The sequence below is a fragment of the Demequina salsinemoris genome (assembly GCF_000974805.1).
Classification (GTDB): Bacteria; Actinomycetota; Actinomycetes; order Actinomycetales; family Demequinaceae; genus Demequina; species Demequina salsinemoris.
In genome coordinates, this window is record NZ_BBQZ01000001.1 from 131,395 (window position 1) to 149,384 (window position 17,990).

Here is a 17,990-nt window from a genome sequence, read left to right on the forward strand (position 1 = left end):
CCATGCGGCGCATCGGCATCCTGCTCTACGAGAACTTCGACCTCATCGACGCGGGTGGACCCTACGAGGTGTTCCTCACGGCCTCCCGCCTCGCCATCCGTGACGGAGAGGCTCCTCTCTACGACGTGGTCCTCATCAGCGCGGGAGGGGACGACGTCGAGGCCTTCGGCGGCATGACGCTCACGGGACTCGTGCCCGTGGCCGAGGCCGGCGACCTCGATGTCGTGCTCGTCCCCGGGCTCGTGGATCTCGCCGCCGCGCGCGCCGACTCGCGCATCGCGGAGGCCGTCACGGAGCTCGCTGAGCGCAGCAGCCTCGTGACCTCCGTCTGCACAGGCGCCTTCCTGCTCGGCGACGCCGGGCTGCTGAAGGGCCGGCCCGCGACGACCCACTGGGAGGACGTGCCCGAGCTCGGCGCGCACGACGGCGTCGGGGAGGCCGTGGCTGGGGTCCGCTGGGTGGACGACGGCGACGTGGTCACCTCAGGCGGGCTGACCTCGGGGATCCACATGGCGCTGCACCTGGTCGCGCGCGACCAGGGAGTGGAGATGGCTCAGCGCACCGCGCGGCAGCTCGACCTCGACTGGAGCCCCACGCCCGAGCGCTGAGAGGCGCGGCGGTAGCGGAGGCGGACAGCCCCCGAGGAGGTCGTCCGCTAGCCGCGGACGGCGGTGATCGTCACCGTGCTGAGCAGGTAGCTGTCCTCATCGGTGCGCGCCGTGAGGGTGTGCAGCCCCGAGTCGACGGTCTTCGCACGGAACGGCTTGGCGTCCACGCCGAGCGTGTTGGGCAGCGCGTAGCCGAACGCGGTCGAGTCCATCGCGTTGCCGGAGTCGCCCGTCGACACGGTGCCGTTCTTCCAGTGCAGCGGGGCGAGGGTGTCGCCGTCGACGTCGATCCGGTCGCCGACGCGGCCGCGGTCGCCTCCGAAGCCCACGACGCCGATCGTCACGTCGGAGCGCCGTGCCGCGAAGAGGTCGAAGGACGACGAGTCATGACCGGACAGCCACTGCTGTCCCGCGTAGACGGCGACGGAGGCCTCCGGGAGCGACGCGTCCTCGTAGACGACCGTGAGCGCGAAGCCCGCGAAGTAGTCGCGAACGTCGCCCGAGTCGTCGTAGGAGTCGGCAAGCGCGATGCCGCCCAGCCCGTACTCGCCCGAGCCTGCCGCGGCCACGAGGTCGGTGACGTCGATGCGTGCCTGGTAGACCGTGTGGCCGGAGCCGTCATCCGAGGTCTCGACGCTGTCCGCGGTGATGTCGACCGCGTCTGCGGCGCCGGGGAGCAGGAGCTGCGCCGCCGCAGTGTCTCCCGAGAACTCGCCGCTGCCGTAGGAGGCGCTCGCCGCCCACTCGAGCGAGGCGTACGCGACCGTCGCATCGTCCGGGATGTCGAGCGTGGTGACGTTCGATCCCGTGAGGCCGGGGATGCCCTCGGACGGGCGCATCGCGTAGTACTCGTTGTTGAGCCAGGAGTTGGTCGCGTTGCCGTTGAACTGCATCGCGGTCGTGCAGTGCGACGCCGAGGCCGGGCACTCGAGCAGGGGCGCGCCGACCTGGGTCGCCGCAACGGTGCCAGAGGTCGCGAACACCGGCGTCAGATCGCTCGACGCGCCCGACAGCCCCGTGCGGACGGAGTACTCGTGGACGTTCTCGCCGGCCGCCACCCTGAAGCGGGTGGTCGCGTCGGCGGCCAGCGTTCCGGTGATCGTCACGTCGAGATCGAGGGTGGTCGAGGCGCCGGGCTCAAGGGCGTCGAGGGAGCACGAGGCCCCCGAGCGGTCGTCGGTGAGCGTGCAGTCCCAGGCTCCGGCGGTGAAGGTGCCGTCCTCCGCGAACGCCATGTAGTCGTCGAGCCGCGAGGGCACCGAGGCGAAGAAGGCACCGACCCCCGCATCGGGAGTCGAGAACGTCAACCCGTCGGGAAGGGTGATCTCGGCGGTCACATCGTCCGCCGAACCGTCCCCGCCGTTCGCGAGGGTCATCGCGATCGCGGGCGCGGTGGAGGAGATGCCGAGGAAGTCGAGCGGCGCCTGGCGGATCGAGAGGCTCGCGGCCAGGACCGAGGCCGGGGTCGTGCCATCGCCGTCGCCGCTGTCCGTCCCGTCGTCTCCGGTGTCCGTCCCATCGTCACCGCTGGTGTCGCCGGAGCTGGACGAGCCGGAGTCGTCGGAGTCGTCCGACGAGGTGCCGGCGCCCGTGGAGGAGCCTGTGTCAGTCGAGCCGCCGGACGTACCGGTGCCGCCGCCCGTGCTCGTCCCGCCGGACGTCCCGGTCGGCGTGGACTTCGTCTCGACGAGCCCTGCTCCGGTGAGCGGAGCCGCGCCGGGGACGACGATCCCGGCATCCACCGCATCGTCCGTGGTCGCGTCGGACCCAGACCCAGACCCAGAGCCAGACCCGGTCCCGGTCCCGGTCCCGGTCGAGCCGGTCGTTCCCGTGTTCGTACCGTCGGACTGGTCGGCCTCGTCCACCGCGGTGTCCGCGTCGTCGGCTGCATCGGAATCGTCGGCGGAGCCGTCATCTGCGGCCGCGCCCGCCGAGCTGTCGGAGGCGGTGCCGTCGCCTGCGTCGGTGGTCTCGACCACGGCGGCGTCGTTCGCGGCAGGGGAGTCGTCGGGGCCGATGAGGCCGAGGTAGGAGGCGCCGGTCGCGGCGAGCGCGACCACGCCGATCGTCGCCGCGACGGGAAGAGCGAGCGAGGCCGCTCCACCCAGGAAGGAGGCGACGGTGCCAGCGGTGGCGGCGGCTCCCGCCGCGCCGGTCGTGCCGACCGCGCCAGCCACACCCGCGGCGCCGGCGGCGACACCGCTCACCGCGGTCGCCGTGGAGGCGCCGGTCGTGGCTCCTGCGCCGACGGCGGTGGAACCCGCACCGCCCGCGGATGAGGCGCCCGCGCCCGAGGCCGCGCCGGATCCGGCGGCCGCGCCTGCGCCGGCCGCGAGGGCGCCCCCGATCGGGAGCCCACCCTCGAGGGCCCCTACTCCGAGGACGCCCATCACAAGAGGGGCGATGATCCCCCGCATGCCGCGGTTGACGTCCTCGAGCTCGAGTATCAGCGCCTGGCATCGCTCGCACGCCTGCACGTGCGAGTCGACCCTCGTGGACTCGCGCTTGCTCAGTCCGCCGCGGACGTAGGCGCCGAGCTGAGCGTTGGCCTCGAGGCAGTCGACCTGGTCGGCTGAGGTGAGATGCTGCTGCAGGTAGGCCTGACGGAGCGCCTCGCGCGCGCGATACGACAGCGCGGCGACGCCGTTCGCGCTGAGGCCGAGCAGCGGCGCGATCTCCTTGGGGCTCTTCTTCTCGACCTCGGTGTACCAGAGCACCGCCTGCCAGCGCTCCGGCAGCGAGCGGAAGGCCGCGGCGACGAGGCCCTGCTCGAAGCCCTCCATCGTCGGCTCCTCCGAGGAGGCCTCGTAGCCCATCGTCGACTCGTACTCGGACATGTCGTCGCGCGGACGGGTACGGATGCCGCGGTTGATGATGTCCATGCCGGTGCGACGGACGATCGTGAAGAGGTAGGCGCGGAAGGCGAGGTCGGGGCCGTCGCCGCGCTGCAGGGCGCGCAGGACCCGCGAGAACGACTCGGACACCACATCGTCGATGTCCGACGGTGCGTTCGTGTACTGCGCCGCGACCTTGCGCGCCGCGTCGACGTGACGCTCGTAGAGCACACCGAAGGCCCCCGCATCGCCGGCGCGCACGCCTGCGATGAGCTCGGGGTCGCTGGACGCATCCGTCCACAGCGCGATGGCCTCGTGACTCATGGGTTCCTGTCGTCGTCTCTTCTTTACGGCTTGCGCACCATTGTCCTGTGTGGGCGATGGGTGGGACAAGTGTACGAACTGCGCAATTGATCACACCTCGACAGGCGTACGAGAGGTCGTGCGGGGCGTCCCCGGTGGTCCCGGAGAGGTGCGCGCGCACCGTGGGGAGGGAAGGTTCGCGGACGGTCTCTATCGGATTCCGAGAAAAAAGTGGCGGAACCGCGTCATAGGCGTGTCGGTGCCCCCTCTCATGGGGCATGAGCAGCGATGTGAACATCCCGAGGGCCACCGGCCGCTCGCTCCTGCGCCAGTGGGAGTCGGCATCGGTGGACTCGGTGTGGCTGCGCCCCGGCGACTGGTACACCCCGGCCGCCGAGGCCCTGGTCGAGGCGCTCGACGCGCGCCTCGACACCGCGCCCGCCGCGTACCGTCTCGGCCAGGCCCGCGCTCAGGCGGGGGTCGGGATCACCGAGGCGATCGACGACATGGCCGTCCTGTTCCGCTCCGCCGGCTACGAGTCCGCGCCGATCCGCTCGATCCGCTCCCTGTGCGAGGGCTGGACCGACGGGGACTCCGCCACTCAGGTGGCCACGCAGATGCACGACCCCGAGTCGGGGCTCGGCACCGCGGACTACCTGATCCAACGCCTCGCCGAGGTCTACGGCGCGGCCGAGCGTCACGGTCTGCGCGTGCCCGACACGCACGCGCTCGTGATGGTCGACGTGTCCGTCGAGGACAGCGACCCGTGGCAGCGCATGGCCCGCAACGCGGCCGTCGGCCAGGCGCTCACCGGCGCCTACGGCACCGGTTACCCGATGGCGCGCCTGAGCGACGGCCTCTACGCGGTGCTCGTCGAGCGCGGCGCAGGGCTTGGCATGGGGATCGCCGAGCTGCGTGACCACATCGGCGACAAGGCCGTTCAGATGCGCGTCGCGAACCTGGTGCGCCAGCCCCCGCGTGTGTGGATCGAGTCGCTTCCCGCCACCCACCGCTACGCGCACGACCTCGTGGAGTCGTTGCAGCGATAGCACCTACAGACTTGCGGCGCGTGACGAGCTGAGGGCGTCACGCGCCGCAACTTTTTTGGGGGGCACCGCTGTGAGGGCTGCGTGCCGCGGGCCTCAAATCCGGCGCCTCCCCGCCGATAGGAACCGCATGACCCGAGGCATCGACTCGGCGCGCGGTGCGTCGCGCGCCCCAGGTCTGCGAAGCGCGCCCCCGCTCGCGCTCGCAGCGTTGGCGGCGCTTGGGCTGGGCCTGATCCTGTACCTCGTCGCGCTCGTGGTCGAGGGACCGGTCCTCGATCCGTTGCGCGATGAGGCCTTCTACAACCTGCTCATGCTCGGCGGGGCCGCGCTGATCGTGGTGCGCGGCGTCCGTGGCGGGCCCGATCGAACCGTCTGGCTGCTGCTCGGAATCGCGCAGCTGTTCTCCTTCTTCGGTGACGCGCTCTACACGCTTGTGGTCTCGGGTCACGACGCAGAGACCTTCCCCTCCGTCGCCGACGCCTCCTATCTGGGCTACTACCCGTTCGCGATCGCCGCCGTCGTGGTGTTCGTGCGCAGCAGGGCGCGGCGGATCCCCCGCATCGTCTGGGTCGACTCGATCACGCTCGGACTCGCCTTCGGGGGTCTCATCGGCGGGGTGTTCCTCGCGCCCCTGACGGGCACGCTGTCCGGCGGCCCGTGGGCCGTCATCGTGGGATCCGCCTACCCCATCGGCGACACCGTCGTCATGCTCATCGCGCTCGTCGGCATCGCGCTCGTGGGGCGCCGACGAGCCGGGTCGCTCGTGCTCATCAGCATCGCCATGGTCGTCGCCGGGGCGGTGGACCTCTGGTACTGGAACCAGCTGGCGACGGGCTCGTATGTCGAAGGAAGCTGGACGGACGTGCTGTGGCCGCTCAGCGGGTTCCTCCTCGCGGCGGCGGCGTGGATCCCCGCCCACACGCGGGCCGACCATGCGGCGAGCTCGCGGGGGCTCCTTGCCGTTCCTGGCGTGACCCTCGTCATCGCGACGACGACCCTGACGATCGGAGCGCTCGGCGGCATGCCGATCCTCGCCGTCCTGATGGTGCTGACCGCGATGGGTGGCGTCCTCAACAGGCTGAGCGGGACAGGCAGACGCACGCTCGAGCTGATCGATGCGCAGCGCGACGCCATGACCGATGAGCTCACCGGGCTCCTCAACCGTCGCGGCTGGACGGCCGAGGCCGAGCGGGCGCTCCGCGGCCTCGCGCATGGCGGGCGAGCCGCGCTGCTGCATGCTGACCTCGACGGCTTCAAGGAGGTCAACGACAGCCTGGGACACGATGCGGGCGACCAGGTCCTTCGCGCGGTCACGGGGCGGCTCGCGACGGCTGTCGGGTGCGACGAGGCTCTCATGGGCCGACTCGGCGGCGACGAGTTCGCGGTGCTGGTGCCGGACGCGTGCGTGGAGGACGCGACCGAGGTGGCCGCACGGATGCGCGCCGCGCTCGTTCAGTCCTTCGAGGTCGCCGGCACCTCGGTGACGCTCGACGTGAGCATCGGCATCGCGTCCGCGCCCGAGGACGGCCGCGAGATCTCCGATCTCCTGCGCCGCGCGGACATCGCGATGTACCGCGCGAAGGCGGGCAATCTCGGCGCAGCCGTCTTCGACCCGACGGTCGACATGGCTGGCGAGGACCACCTCCAGCGCGTCGCGGAGCTGAGGGAGGGCATCAAGGCGGGTGAGCTCGTCCTGCACTATCAGCCGAAGATCACGCTCGCGACGGGGGAGGTCGAAGGCGTCGAGGCGCTCGTGCGCTGGGAGCGTCCCGGGGCCGGGACCGTGTACCCGCAGGCGTTCCTCCCGCTCGCGGTGCAGGCCGGCCTCATGACCGCTCTCACCACCTGGGTGCTGCATGCGGCCGCCGTGCAGGCCGCGCGGTGGCAGGCGGACGGCAGCAACCTGCCGATCGCGGTGAACCTTCCGGCGCAGACCTTCGCCGGCAAGGGGCGCGTCCGCGAGATGCAGCAGCACCTCGCGTCGTACGGGCTGCCGGGATCCGCGATCCAGTTGGAGATCACGGAGCAGGCGCTGCTTGAGGACCGCGAGCAGGCGCGCACCGTCCTCACCCAGCTGCGCGCGATCGGGGTCAGGTCGGCGATCGACGACTATGGCACGGGCTACTCCTCGCTGACGTACCTGCGTGAGCTCGACGTCGACGAGGTGAAGATCGACCGCTCGTTCGTCGTGCAGATCCTCGACGACGACCGTTCCGCCTCGATCGTCAAGTCCACGATCGACCTGGTGCATGCGCTCGGCATGCGCGTGGTCGCGGAGGGGATCGAGGAGTCCTGCATCGCGGACACGCTGGCGCGCATGGGCTGCGACTCGGCTCAGGGCTATCACTGGACCCGGCCGCTCCCGGTCGAGGACTTCGAGGCCTGGCTCGACACCTACCGGTCCGGCCTGGCGGCCACGGTCACCATGCCGTGGGTCGGGGCGGAGTCGGACGTCCTGTAGAGCGACCGGCGAAGCGGGCCGGTTCAGCCCTGGTGGCGCCAGACCACGAGCGAGCGGCCCTCGTCGCGCCGCGCGCGCTTGCCTCGCTCGACGATGACGACGTTGCCGCTCGGGCCTGTCGTGAAGATGCGTGACCCGACGTCGGCGCGGGGTCGGAGGCGCTCGACCTCCTTCTCGAGCCGCTGCACCTCCTGCGCGAGGTGCATGATGCGCTTGATGCCGGCGAGGTTGATGCCCTCCTCCTGGCTCATGCGCTGGATCTCGCGGAGCATCGCGACGTGGCGCAGGGAGTAGCGGCGCCCGCCGCCGGGACGACGCTGCGGGACCACGAGGCCCAGCCGGTCGTACTGGCGCAGGGTCTGGGGGTGCATGCCTGCCAGCTCCGCCGCGGCGGAGATGAGGAAGACCGGCTCGTCGACGTCCGGTTGCTCCATGGCCTGGCTCCTTCAGATCAGCGGGCGGCGTCCTTGTAGAGGTCCTTGCGGGGGTCGTCCTTGGACGTCTCGAGCGCGAACTTCTGAAGCAGCTCCCTCGCGAGCTTCGACAGCTTGGACGGCGCGGCGATCTCGACGGTCGCGAGCAGGTCGCCGGTGCCGTCCTTCGTGGCGAGCCCCCGTCCCTTGACGCGGAGCGTCGTCCCCGAGGAGGTGCCCGCGGGCACCTTGACCTTCACGCGCTGGCCGTCGAGCGTGGGCACCTCGACGGCGGCGCCGAGCACGGCCTCGTCGTAGGAGATGGGGAGCCGGACCTTGAGGTTCTTGCCGTCCATGCTGAACACGGGGTGCTTGGCGACATGCACGGTGAGCAGCAGGTCCCCGGCGGGGCCGCCGTGGACTCCGGGGCGACCCTTGCCGCGCAGGCGGATCTTCTGGCCGTCCTTGACGCCGACCGGGAGGCGGGTCGAGACGCTGCCGGTGTCCATGCGCAGCGACACGGTCGCGCCCTCGGCGGCCTGGCGGAAGGTCACCTCGGTGGCCGCGGCCACGTCGTTGCCCTTCTGCGGGCTGCGCCCGCCGCCCCCGAACAGGTTGCCGAGCAGGTCCTCGAAGCCCTGGGCGCGGAACTGGCCGTTGCCTCCTCCACCGAAGAGCCCGGAGAACGCATCCTCGTAGTTCCCGCCGCCACCGCCGGGGCCGCCCGCCTGGAAGCGAGCGCCCCCGCCCATGGCGCGCACCGCGTCGTACTGCTTGCGCTGCTCGGCGTCCGACAGGACGCCATAGGCCTCGCCGACCTCCTTGAACCGCGTCTCGGCGGCCGCGTCCCCAGGGTTGCGGTCGGGGTGGAGGTCCTTCGCGAGCTTGCGGTAGGCCTTCTTCACCTCGTCGGCGGAGGCGTCCTTGGACACGCCGAGCACCTTGTAGAAGTCCTTGCTGAACCAGTCCTGGCTCGTCATGTGTCGCCTCCTTCCCTGAGGGTAGCGGGTGTTATGCCTGGTCCTCGGGCTGCGCGACGATGACGCGGGCCGGGCGGATGACGCGGTCGCCGATGCGGTGGCCGGGCTGCGCGACCGTGATGATCGTGGGCTCGGTCACGTCGGTGCTGGGCTGCGACAGCAGGGCCTCGTGGTGCATGGGGTCGAAGACCTCGCCGATGGAGCCGAAGCTCGTCCAGCCGAGGCGGCCGAGCGTCGTCTCGAGCTTCTCCGCGATCGACGCGAAGGGGCCGTCGGCGAGGTCGCCGTGCTCGCGCGCGGCGGCGATGTCGTCGAGGACGGGGATGAGCGCCTCGACGGCCTTGGACGTCGCGTTCGTGGCGATGAGCTCGCGGTCGCGGTCGACGCGCTTGCGGTAGTTGACGTACTCGGCCTGGAGGCGCTGGAGGTCCGCGAGGTGCTCGGCGGCCTTGGCCTGGGCGGCGTCGAGCGCGTCGTCCGCCGCGGCCTCGTCGGCCTGGAGGTCGTCCTTGCCGTCGGCGTTCTCATCGAGGAACGTGCCCTCGGGCACGCTCGCGGCCGCGTCGTTGAGGATGCGCTCGGCCTGGGCCAGCGGGTCCTCGGACTCGGGGGTGGGGTTCTCGTCGGTCATGTCTGCTCCTTGGGGACCTAGAGGAAGAGCGGAAGGCGGGCGCCTCGGCGTTCAGCCGTGGCGCCCGCCGATCCGCTTACTTCGTGGAGTCCTCGTCGTCGACGATCTCGGCGTCCACGACATCGTCGTCGGACGACGGCTGGCCGGACGCAGCCTGGGCCGCGGAGTCGGCGTCGACGTTCACGCCCTCGGCCTGCTCGGCCGCGTAGATCGCCTCGCCGATCTTCTGCGCCTTCTCGACGAGCGACTCGTGCGACGACTTGATCGCGTCGATGTCCTCGCCCTCGAGCGCGGTCTTGACCTCGGCGATCGCGGACTTGACGTCCTCGGCGACCTCGGCGGGGACCTTGTCCTCGTTGTCGGACAGGATCTTCTCCGTCGAGTAGGCGAAGGTCTCCGCGTTGTTGCGGGTCTCGGCGTCCTCGCGGCGCTTCTTGTCCTCCTCCGCGTGCTCCTCGGCGTCCTTGACCATGCGGTCGATGTCGTCCTTGGACAGGGCCGAGCCGCCGGTCACGGTGATGGACTGCTCCTTGCCGGTGCCGCGGTCCTTCGCGTGGACGTGGACGATGCCGTTCGCGTCGATGTCGAAGGTCACCTCGATCTGCGGCATGCCGCGGGGGGCCGGGGCGATGCCGGACAGCTCGAAGGTGCCGAGCAGCTTGTTGTCGCGGGCGAACTGACGCTCACCCTGGTAGACCTGCACCAGCACGGAGGGCTGGTTGTCCTCGGCGGTCGAGAAGACCTCGGAGGACTTGGTCGGGATCGCGGTGTTGCGCTCGATCAGGGAGGTCATGACGCCGCCCTTGGTCTCGATGCCGAGGCTCAGCGGGGTGACGTCGATGAGCAGGACGTCCTTGCGCTCGCCGGAGATGACGCCGGCCTGGAGGGCGGCGCCCACGGCGACGACCTCGTCCGGGTTCACGCCCTTGTTGGGCTCCTGGCCGCCGGTCAGCTCCTTGACGACCTCGGTCACGGCGGGCATGCGGGTCGAGCCGCCGACGAGGACCACGTGGTCGATGTCGCTCAGCTTGATGCCGGCGTCCTTGATGACCTGGTGGAACGGCGCCTTGGTGCGCTCGAGCAGGTCCTGCGTCATCTGCTCGAACTGCGCGCGGGTGAGGCGGCTGTCCATGTGGACCGGGCCGTTCTCGCCGATCGACAGGTACTGGAGGGAGATCTGCGTGGACTGCGCCTGCGACAGCTCCTTCTTGGCCTGCTCGGCGGCCTCGCGGAGGCGCTGGAGGGCGGCCTTGTCCTTGGACAGGTCGACGCCCTCGGAGTTCTTGACCTCCTTGACCAGGTGGTCGACTATGCGCTGGTCCCAGTCGTCGCCGCCGAGGCGGTTGTCGCCCGCGGTGGCCTTCACCTGGATGGTCGAGAAGTCGTCCTCGTCCTTGCCGACCTCGAGCAGCGAGACGTCGAAGGTGCCTCCACCGAGGTCGAAGACGAGGATGAGCTCGTCCTCCTTGCCCTTGTCGAGGCCGTACGCGAGGGCTGCGGCGGTGGGCTCGTTGACGATGCGCTGGACCTTGAGGCCCGCGATCTCACCGGCGTCCTTGGTGGCCTGACGCTCGGCGTCGTTGAAGTACGCGGGGACGGTGATGACGGCCTCGGTGACCTTCTCGCCCAGGTACTCCTCGGCGTCGCGCTTGAGCTTGCCGAGGATGCGCGCGGAGATCTCCTGCGCGGTGTACTTCTTGTCGTCGATCTCCTGCGACCAGTCGGTGCCCATGTGGCGCTTCACCGAGGAGATGGTGCGGTCGACGTTGGTGACGGCCTGACGCTTGGCGATCGCGCCGACGAGGACCTCGCCGGTCTTGGAGAACGCGACCACCGACGGGGTGGTGCGCGCGCCCTCGGCGTTCGCGATGACGGTGGGCTCGCCGCCCTCGAGGACGGCGACGCACGAGTTCGTGGTGCCCAGGTCGATTCCCACTGCACGGGACATGTGTTGTACCTCCATCGGCGGCCCTGTGCCGCCACGTTGACTGCTCGCTCGATAGTTGAGCGACCTGCACTCAAGTTATCCACAGGGACGATGCGTGTCAAGCCGGCGACGGCAAAGTTGAGTCATCTCTGCTCAAGTTCTGCACGGACGTTCCGGCGCGAGGGTCGTGGCGCCCCCGGGCCGCATCGCCACATGTCGCCGATTCCAGACATTCAGCAGTTGTGACGTACAGCACGCACCCTTGCCGGAGCGCATGGGGGTCGCGGATCGTTGAAGGCGAAGCAACCGTGAAGGTGGGCGGCCAGCCAGGCCGTCCCTGTATCGCATCGCTGGACCTTTGGGTGGGCACACGCTTCGGCGTGTTGCGTTATCAAATTTGGACCAGACGGCGATCTCGGTTAGTGTTGTCGCTTTCGTCTATCCCCCAGGAGAGCATTCGCCCGTCCCCCGCGGGCATGTTGTTACGCCTATGAAGTTCCCTCAGTCACGCCTGTTCAACGTCGCGACCGCCTCGGTGGTCGCGTTCCTCGGTCTGGGAGGCGGCGCCGCCGCAGCCCACACCGCCACCGTCGAGGCCGCCCTGCTCGAGGCGAGCCAGGCAGCGCGCGAGGTTCAGACCAAGCGCGACGGTCTCGCTCAATCGCTCGACCGGGCCCGACTCGCGAGCGGTGCCGCCAATGCGCACCTGTCCGCGGAGCAGGTCTCGAACGCGGTGGGCGAGCTGGACACCACCGTGGACGCCGCCACCGCGGCCGCCGAGATCTACAGCGTCGTCCTCGAGGTCCCCGAGGCTCCCTTCTTGACGAAGACCGTGGACGCTCCCGGCGTCGTCGCGGACATCGAGACGACGGAGGGCCAGGCCGAGCAGGCCACCACCGGCGAGGCCACGACCGCCGCGGCCGTCGCGACGACGGAAGCCTCCGCCGACGCGGAGCCCTCGGCTGCGCCCACGGTGACGACGTCGGGCGCCACCCTGGACGTCGCGTCCGGAACCGCGCTCGAGGTCTCGAACGTGCGCCAGATCGACGCCTCGCTCGAGGCGAGGCACGCCGTGGACACCACCATCGAGGAGACGGTCTCCGAGCAGGTCGACACGCAGGTCGTCGCCGACCCTGAGGTGCAGAAGGTGCTCGACGGCGAGGAGCGCAACCTTGAAGCCGTTCTCCAGGCCACCGCCGAGCTCGAGCGCGCGGCAGAGGCTCTCGACGAGGCCGCGCTCGAGGTGACGCGCGTCGCGGACGAGGTCAGCGTCGCGACCGAGCAGGCCGCGCTCGAGGAGGCCCAGGACAGCCTCGACGGCGACGTCGACGGCGCGCGCGCGGGACTCCAAGAGGCGAAGACGGTGATCAACGCGGTCGGTGACGACGTCGCGGACTTCGCCGCCGTCGATGCCGCCCAGCTGGCTCGCATGGAGCTGAAGGCGGCGGTCAACGAGGAGGTCGACCGCGAGGACGTCGACGCCTTGGCCGCCCACGCGACCAAGGTGAGCGACGCGGAGAAGCTGCTCGACGAGGCTCTCCAGGACGTGCGTGCCTCGCACCGGAAGTGGGTCAAGGCCGAGAACAAGCGCATCGACGCCAAGAACGAGAAGCTCAAGCAGGAGTACGAGGACGCCAAGAAGGCCGCCCAGGCGGCCGTCGTGGCCAACTACCGGGCAGCGGTCGCCGCGAACCAGGGCGGCTGGTCCGGCCAGCCGGCGGGCGTCACCGGATCGAACGGCCGCGTGGTCTCCTCCGAGCTGTGCAGCCTCCCGTTCGCGCCGGGTCACATGCTCCACTGCGACGCCGCCGATGCGCTGACGCGCGCGAATGCCGCCTACCACGCTCAGACCGGCAGGACCCTGTCGCTCACGGACTCCTACCGCTCGTACGCGAGCCAGGTCACGACCAAGGCGCGCAAGGGCCGCCTCGCGGCCGTGCCCGGCACCTCGAACCACGGCTGGGGCATGGCGGTGGACCTCGATGCCGCCTCGGCCGCGTGGCTGACCGCCAACGGCGCCGACTACGGCTGGGTCCACCCGACCTGGGCCCGTTCGGGCGGCTCCAAGCCCGAGTGGTGGCACCTCGAGTTCGTGGCGCCCGGCGTCGCGGACGCGCAGATGCCCGACGAGCCCACCTACCTCGAACACGTGACGAGCTCGCTGCCCAAGAGCGACTGAGCCAGAGGGACGATGCGGGGCCGGTCGGGTCTCGACCGGCACCGGGCCCCGCGCGTACCGTCGTGGCATGGAGAACCTCCCCGCTCCCGCATCGTCCCCGGCCATCCGCGCCGCAGCGGCGCATTTCGCCGCGCGCCTGTCCTTCGAGACCGACTGCTCCGACGTGCACGCGGCGCTCGAGTCCGGCGACCCGGGCTTCGTGCTGATCGACACGCGCAACGTCGAGGCGTGGGAGCAGGGGCACGTGCGAGGCGCCCTCCACATGCCCAAGCCCGAGATGCCCGAGCGCATCCCCGCGTACCCGGCGGGCACGTCGTTCGTCGTCTACTGCTGGGGACCCGGCTGCAACGGCGCGACCCGCGCCGGGCTCATCATCAGCGAGCTCGGCTACGCCGTGAAGGAGATGATCGGCGGCTTCGAGTACTGGGCGCGCGAGGGGCTGCCGGTGGACCGCATCGTCCGCGACTCCGCGACCGGCGTCGCGGTGACCGTCGACGCGACCCGCGCCCCCGACCCGCTCACGTCGCCGGTGGCCGGCGCGGGAGGCGCGGCTGGTGCGTCGGGCACGCGCATCGCGTGCGACTGCTGAGCCGCAAGGGTCGCCGCATGCGTCCTCGTGGGAACTGAGCGCACGATCCGCGTCACATCCGACACTCAGCTCCCACCAGGGCGCAATAGGATCGGGCGATCGGCTGCTGAGGAGGGACGATGCGGGACATGACGATCGGCTACACCGCCATGCTCGCGCAGTTCCCGCCGCGCGAGGCGGTCGAGCTCAGCGCGTACGCCGAGTCCCGCGGCTTCAGCGGCACGATGGCCGCCGACCACTTCCAGCCGTGGACGCCGCAGCAGGGTGAGGCCTCGTTCGCATGGAACGTGCTGTCCGCGATCGGCGAGCACACCACGGGCGACCTCGGCCCGGGCGTCACGACGCCGACCTTCCGCTGGCATCCCGCGATGGTCGCCCAGGCCTCGGCCACGCTCGCGGCGCTGCACCCCGGGCGGCACTGGCTCGGCCTCGGCAGCGGCGAGGCGATCAACGAGCACGTCGTCGGCGAGTACTGGCCCGAGCCGCCCGAGCGCATCAACCGGATGTTCGAGGCCGTCGACATCATCCGCAAGCTCTTCGAAGCGTCGGTGGCAGGCCGCGACACCCGCTACACGGGCACCTACTACCGGCTCGAGTCGACGCGGCTGTGGACGATGCCGGAGGTCGCCCCGCCGATCCTCGTCGCGGCCAACGGCCCGGTCGCCGCGCGTCGCGCGGGCCGCAGCGCCGACGGCCTCATCACGGTGGGCGCGCCGCTCGACCGGCTCGAACCGCTGCTCGCTGCCTTCGACAAGGGCGCGCGCGAGGCGGGCAAGGACCCCGCCGCGAGCCCCAAGGTGCTCCAGCTCCACCTGTCGTGGGCGCCCTCGCTCGAGGAGGCGCTCGCGAACGCGCTGACCGAATGGCCCAATGGCGCCATGCGCTTCTCGCACTCCGACGTCCGCTCGCCCTACGAGATGCAGCAGCTCGCTCGCCTCGTCCGCCACGAGGACTTCGAGGGTCGCGTGCTCGTCAGCGACGACCTCGACGAGCACCGGGCGAGCATCCAGCGCTACCTGGACCTGGGATTCGACCGTGTCTACCTGCACAACGTGGGCCGCAACCAGCGCGAGTTCCTCGACGCCTTCGGCGCCGAGGTGCTGCCGGCATTGGCGCGCTAGTCCAGAGGCGGTCGCCCGCCCGTCGTCCCGTCGAAGGCGATCACCGGTCGCCCGTCGCCGGGGTGCGTCATCACCGTCGCGTGCACCCCGTAGACCTCGGCGAGCGTCTCCTCGGTGAGCACGTCGGCCGGCGCGCCCTCAGCCGCCACGCGGCCGCCCGAGAGCACGACGACCCGGTCGCACCATCGCGCCGCGTGATTCAGATCGTGAAGCGCCGCGACGACCGTGATGCCGAGCCCGGACACGAAGTCGAGGGTGTCGAGCTGCGCGGTGACGTCCAGGTGGTTGGTCGGCTCGTCGAGGAGCAGCAGCCGCGGGCGCTGCGCGAGCGCACGCGCGACGCTCACTCGCTGGCGCTCGCCCCCGGACAGCGTCCGCCAGCGGCGATCGGCCAGCGCCGAGGCCCCGACCGAGGCCAGCGCCGCGCGCGCCTCGGCCGTGCGAGCCGCGTGGTCGGCGCGACCGAGCGCGTGGTGGGGGAGCGAGCCGAGCTCGACGATCTCGAGCGCTGTGAGCGGGACGTCGCGGTCGGCCTGCTGCTCCATGAGGGCGACGCGCTGGGCCATCTGCTTGCGTCCGGCGCGATGCGCGACGAGGTCGCCGACGCGGACCTCTCCCGAGGATGGGGCGAGCACTCCGGCGACAGCCCCGAGCAGCGTCGACTTGCCCGCGCCGTTGGGACCCAGCAGTCCGACGACCTCGCCGGGCCCGGCGGAGAAGGTCACGTCGGTGAGCACCTCGCGGCGACCGCGTGCGACCGAGAGGGCGGAGACGGTCAGGTCCATGACGACCTCCCCGAGCGCCACAGCACGAGCACGAACACGGGCACGCCGATCAGCGCCGTCACGACGCCGACCGGGATCTCGCGAGGGTCCAGCACGGTACGCGCGAGCGTGTCGGCCCACACCAGGAAGATCGCGCCGCCGAGCGCGGCCGCGGGCAGCACCCGTCGGTGCAGTCCGCCGGTGACCGCGCGGACCACGTGCGGCAGCACGAGGCCGACGAAGCCGATCGCTCCGCTCGTGGACACCATCGCTCCCGTGAGCGCGGCGACGAGCACGAACAGCACCACGTAGGCGCGCCGCGTGTTGATCCCGAGCGCCTGCGCGGCGGGCTCGCCGAGCGCGAAGGCGTCCAGGCGGGAGGCGTAGAGCCGCAACAGCGGGTAGATCGCGACGAGGGCGACCAGGGCGACCACCACCGTCGTCCACGAGGACCCGGCGAGCGATCCGAGAAGCCAGTTGAGGACCTCGCGGTACGAGTCGCCCTTCGCGGCGACGACGATGACGAGCGACGTGATCGCGGCGAACAGCTGGGACATCGCGAGGCCGGCGAGCACGGCCGTCGTGGGCGTGATCGCCCCCGCGAGCCGCGCGACGCCGAGCGCCGCGACGAGCGCGACGAGCGCCCCGAGGAATGCGGCCACGGGCAGCGCGACCGTGGTCGCGACGGCCGAGCCGATCCCGAGCAGCAGCACCGCGACCGCGCCGAGTGACGCCCCCGAGGACAGCCCCAGGAGGTACGGATCGGCGAGCGGGTTGCGCGTCACGCCCTGCATGACAACTCCAGCGACCGCGAGGCCGGCCCCGACGAGCGCGGCCGTGAGCACGCGCGGCAACCGGATGCCCCACACGATCGCGTCGTTCGTGTCCGACGGGGCGGCCGCGGGGGACAGCCCAGCGTGGGCGAGGATCACCTCCCACACCTGGCCGGGCGTGAGCCCCGCGACGCCGATCGCGACGGCGACCACCACGGAGACGGCCAGCAGCGCCGCGAGCGCGGTGGTGACCACCGCGGGCGAGCGCAACCGGCGCGTCTCCATCTGTCAGCCGACCTCGATCTCGCCGAGCTGGTCGACGATGTCGAGCACCGCGGCGGCGTTGCGCACGCCCGCCTCGGCCGCGGGGAACGGCACGATCACGTAACTCTCGTTCTTCACGGCGGTCAGGTTCGCCGTCGCGGAGTTGGCCTCGAGCGCGTCGATCTTGGACTCGGCGGTGTTCCAGCTCGCGTCGACGAGCACGATCACGTCGGGGTCGGCCGCGACGACCGACTCCCAGGTCACGGAGGTCCAGGTGTCATCGACGTCGACCACGTTGGTGAGGCCGGCGGCCTCCATCATCATCTCGGGCGCGCCGAGCTGGGCGCCGACGTATGGGGAGTCGTCGCCTGACGAGTACCAGAGCGCCGTGAGGCCGCGGTCGTCGGGCACGACCGAGTCGAGGTCGGCCTGCATGTCGGCGACGAGCTCGGCCGCGGCGTCCGAGGCGCCGAAGACCGCGCCGGCCTCCTCGATCTCGGAGAACAGCTCGTCGAACGTGAGGGGATCGGGCATGTAGCCCTCCTCCTTGCACGCCGACGGCGCGACGTAGGACCCGATGCCGCGCTCCGCGAGGACCTCGCGCTCGCCCACGCCGTCGGCCGCGAAGTTGGACTCCCAGCCTCCGAAGATCATGTCGGGCTCGAGGGCGAGCGCGGCCTCCTGGCCCGGCAGGAACTCCGAGATCACGTTCACGTCGGGCACGTCGTCGGTATACGGCAGGTCGATGTCGCCGTCCAGGAACGCGGCGCCGACGATGCGGTCGCCCAGCCCCAGGGACAGCAGCAGCTCGGTGGTCGTGGACTTCACGGTGACGATGCGCTCGGGCGCCGAGTCGACGGTGAGGTCGAAGCCGCAGTTGTCGACCGTCACGGGGTAGGCGTCGCCCGTCTCGTCCTCGGCGGAGGACGATGAGGACGGGGACGATGCGGTGGTGACCGCGGCGCTCGAGGAGGCGGTCGCATCGTCCGTGTCCGCGGCGGAGCAGGCGGTCAGCGACAGGGTCGCGAGGCCCGTGAGGGCGACGAGCGTGGGCAGGGAGGGGCGTGGCATGCGGGGTCCTTGAGTTCGTGATG

The 17,990-nt window shown here is 71.2% G+C and carries 14 protein-coding genes; 6 read left to right on the plus strand and 8 right to left on the minus strand.

Going from position 1 to position 17,990, the window contains the following annotated elements:
- Positions 1-2 precede the first annotated feature (2 nt).
- The gene (locus AOP78_RS00605) at positions 3-608 is read left to right on the plus strand and encodes a GlxA family transcriptional regulator (RefSeq protein WP_062200426.1); all 606 of its coding nucleotides are present in this window, start codon (positions 3-5) and stop codon (positions 606-608) included.
- Positions 609-655: 47 nt separating this feature from the next.
- Here AOP78_RS00605 and AOP78_RS00610 read toward each other — a convergent pair whose 3' ends face one another.
- Entirely contained in the window at positions 656-3,766 is a 3,111-nt protein-coding gene (locus tag AOP78_RS00610) for a sigma-70 family RNA polymerase sigma factor (protein WP_062200430.1), read from the minus strand.
- 257 nt (positions 3,767-4,023) lie between these two features.
- Between AOP78_RS00610 and AOP78_RS00615 the strand changes: the two genes are divergently transcribed.
- Entirely contained in the window at positions 4,024-4,794 is a 771-nt protein-coding gene (locus tag AOP78_RS00615; RefSeq protein ID WP_152659343.1) for a hypothetical protein, read from the plus strand.
- Positions 4,795-4,921: 127 nt separating this feature from the next.
- Positions 4,922-7,255 carry a putative bifunctional diguanylate cyclase/phosphodiesterase gene (locus AOP78_RS00620; RefSeq protein ID WP_062200439.1) on the plus strand — a complete coding sequence of 778 codons (2,334 nt, stop codon included), beginning with the start codon at positions 4,922-4,924 and terminating at the stop codon, positions 7,253-7,255.
- A 23-nt stretch (positions 7,256-7,278) separates the two neighbouring features.
- Here AOP78_RS00620 and AOP78_RS00625 read toward each other — a convergent pair whose 3' ends face one another.
- The 4 genes from AOP78_RS00625 to dnaK form a co-directional block, all read right to left on the minus strand.
- Positions 7,279-7,689 carry a heat shock protein transcriptional repressor HspR gene (locus AOP78_RS00625; RefSeq protein ID WP_062200443.1) on the minus strand — a complete coding sequence of 137 codons (411 nt, stop codon included), beginning with the start codon at positions 7,687-7,689 and terminating at the stop codon, positions 7,279-7,281.
- Positions 7,690-7,706: 17 nt separating this feature from the next.
- The gene (locus AOP78_RS00630) at positions 7,707-8,648 is read right to left on the minus strand and encodes a DnaJ C-terminal domain-containing protein (RefSeq protein ID WP_062200446.1); all 942 of its coding nucleotides are present in this window, start codon (positions 8,646-8,648) and stop codon (positions 7,707-7,709) included.
- 31 nt (positions 8,649-8,679) lie between these two features.
- Positions 8,680-9,279, minus strand: coding sequence for a nucleotide exchange factor GrpE (grpE, locus tag AOP78_RS00635; protein WP_062200449.1), 600 nt, complete (start codon positions 9,277-9,279; stop codon positions 8,680-8,682).
- A 76-nt stretch (positions 9,280-9,355) separates the two neighbouring features.
- On the minus strand, positions 9,356-11,227 hold the full coding sequence (gene dnaK / locus AOP78_RS00640; RefSeq protein WP_062200452.1) for a molecular chaperone DnaK: 1,872 nt from the start codon (positions 11,225-11,227) through the stop codon (positions 9,356-9,358).
- A gap of 469 nt (positions 11,228-11,696) precedes the next feature.
- Here dnaK and AOP78_RS15445 point away from each other — a divergent pair, with 469 nt between their 5' ends.
- The 3 genes from AOP78_RS15445 to AOP78_RS00655 all read left to right on the plus strand — a co-directional run bounded on the left by AOP78_RS15445 (position 11,697) and on the right by AOP78_RS00655 (position 15,095).
- Positions 11,697-13,385 (plus strand): M15 family metallopeptidase, encoded by a 1,689-nt coding sequence (locus tag AOP78_RS15445; protein ID WP_062200455.1) that lies wholly within the window; start codon positions 11,697-11,699, stop codon positions 13,383-13,385.
- Positions 13,386-13,452: 67 nt separating this feature from the next.
- Positions 13,453-13,974: a rhodanese-like domain-containing protein gene (locus AOP78_RS00650; RefSeq protein WP_062200458.1), complete on the plus strand. Its 522-nt coding sequence runs from the start codon at positions 13,453-13,455 to the stop codon at positions 13,972-13,974.
- A 119-nt stretch (positions 13,975-14,093) separates the two neighbouring features.
- Positions 14,094-15,095 (plus strand): TIGR03557 family F420-dependent LLM class oxidoreductase, encoded by a 1,002-nt coding sequence (locus tag AOP78_RS00655; protein WP_062200462.1) that lies wholly within the window; start codon positions 14,094-14,096, stop codon positions 15,093-15,095.
- On the opposite strand, the gene AOP78_RS00660 is transcribed toward AOP78_RS00655, so the two are convergent.
- The 3 genes from AOP78_RS00660 to AOP78_RS00670 are packed head-to-tail and all read right to left on the minus strand — an operon-like array spanning position 15,092 to position 17,967.
- Positions 15,092-15,880: an ABC transporter ATP-binding protein gene (locus tag AOP78_RS00660; RefSeq protein ID WP_062201621.1), complete on the minus strand. Its 789-nt coding sequence runs from the start codon at positions 15,878-15,880 to the stop codon at positions 15,092-15,094. The genes AOP78_RS00655 and AOP78_RS00660 overlap by 4 nt on opposite strands.
- A complete protein-coding gene (locus tag AOP78_RS00665) occupies positions 15,871-16,917 on the minus strand; it encodes an iron chelate uptake ABC transporter family permease subunit (RefSeq protein ID WP_062200464.1) in 1,047 nt (348 codons plus the stop codon). The genes AOP78_RS00660 and AOP78_RS00665 overlap by 10 nt, the downstream gene beginning before the upstream one ends.
- A 3-nt stretch (positions 16,918-16,920) precedes the next feature.
- The gene (locus tag AOP78_RS00670) at positions 16,921-17,967 is read right to left on the minus strand and encodes a putative F420-0 ABC transporter substrate-binding protein (RefSeq protein WP_062200467.1); all 1,047 of its coding nucleotides are present in this window, start codon (positions 17,965-17,967) and stop codon (positions 16,921-16,923) included.
- Between the last annotated feature and the right edge of the window lie 23 nt (positions 17,968-17,990).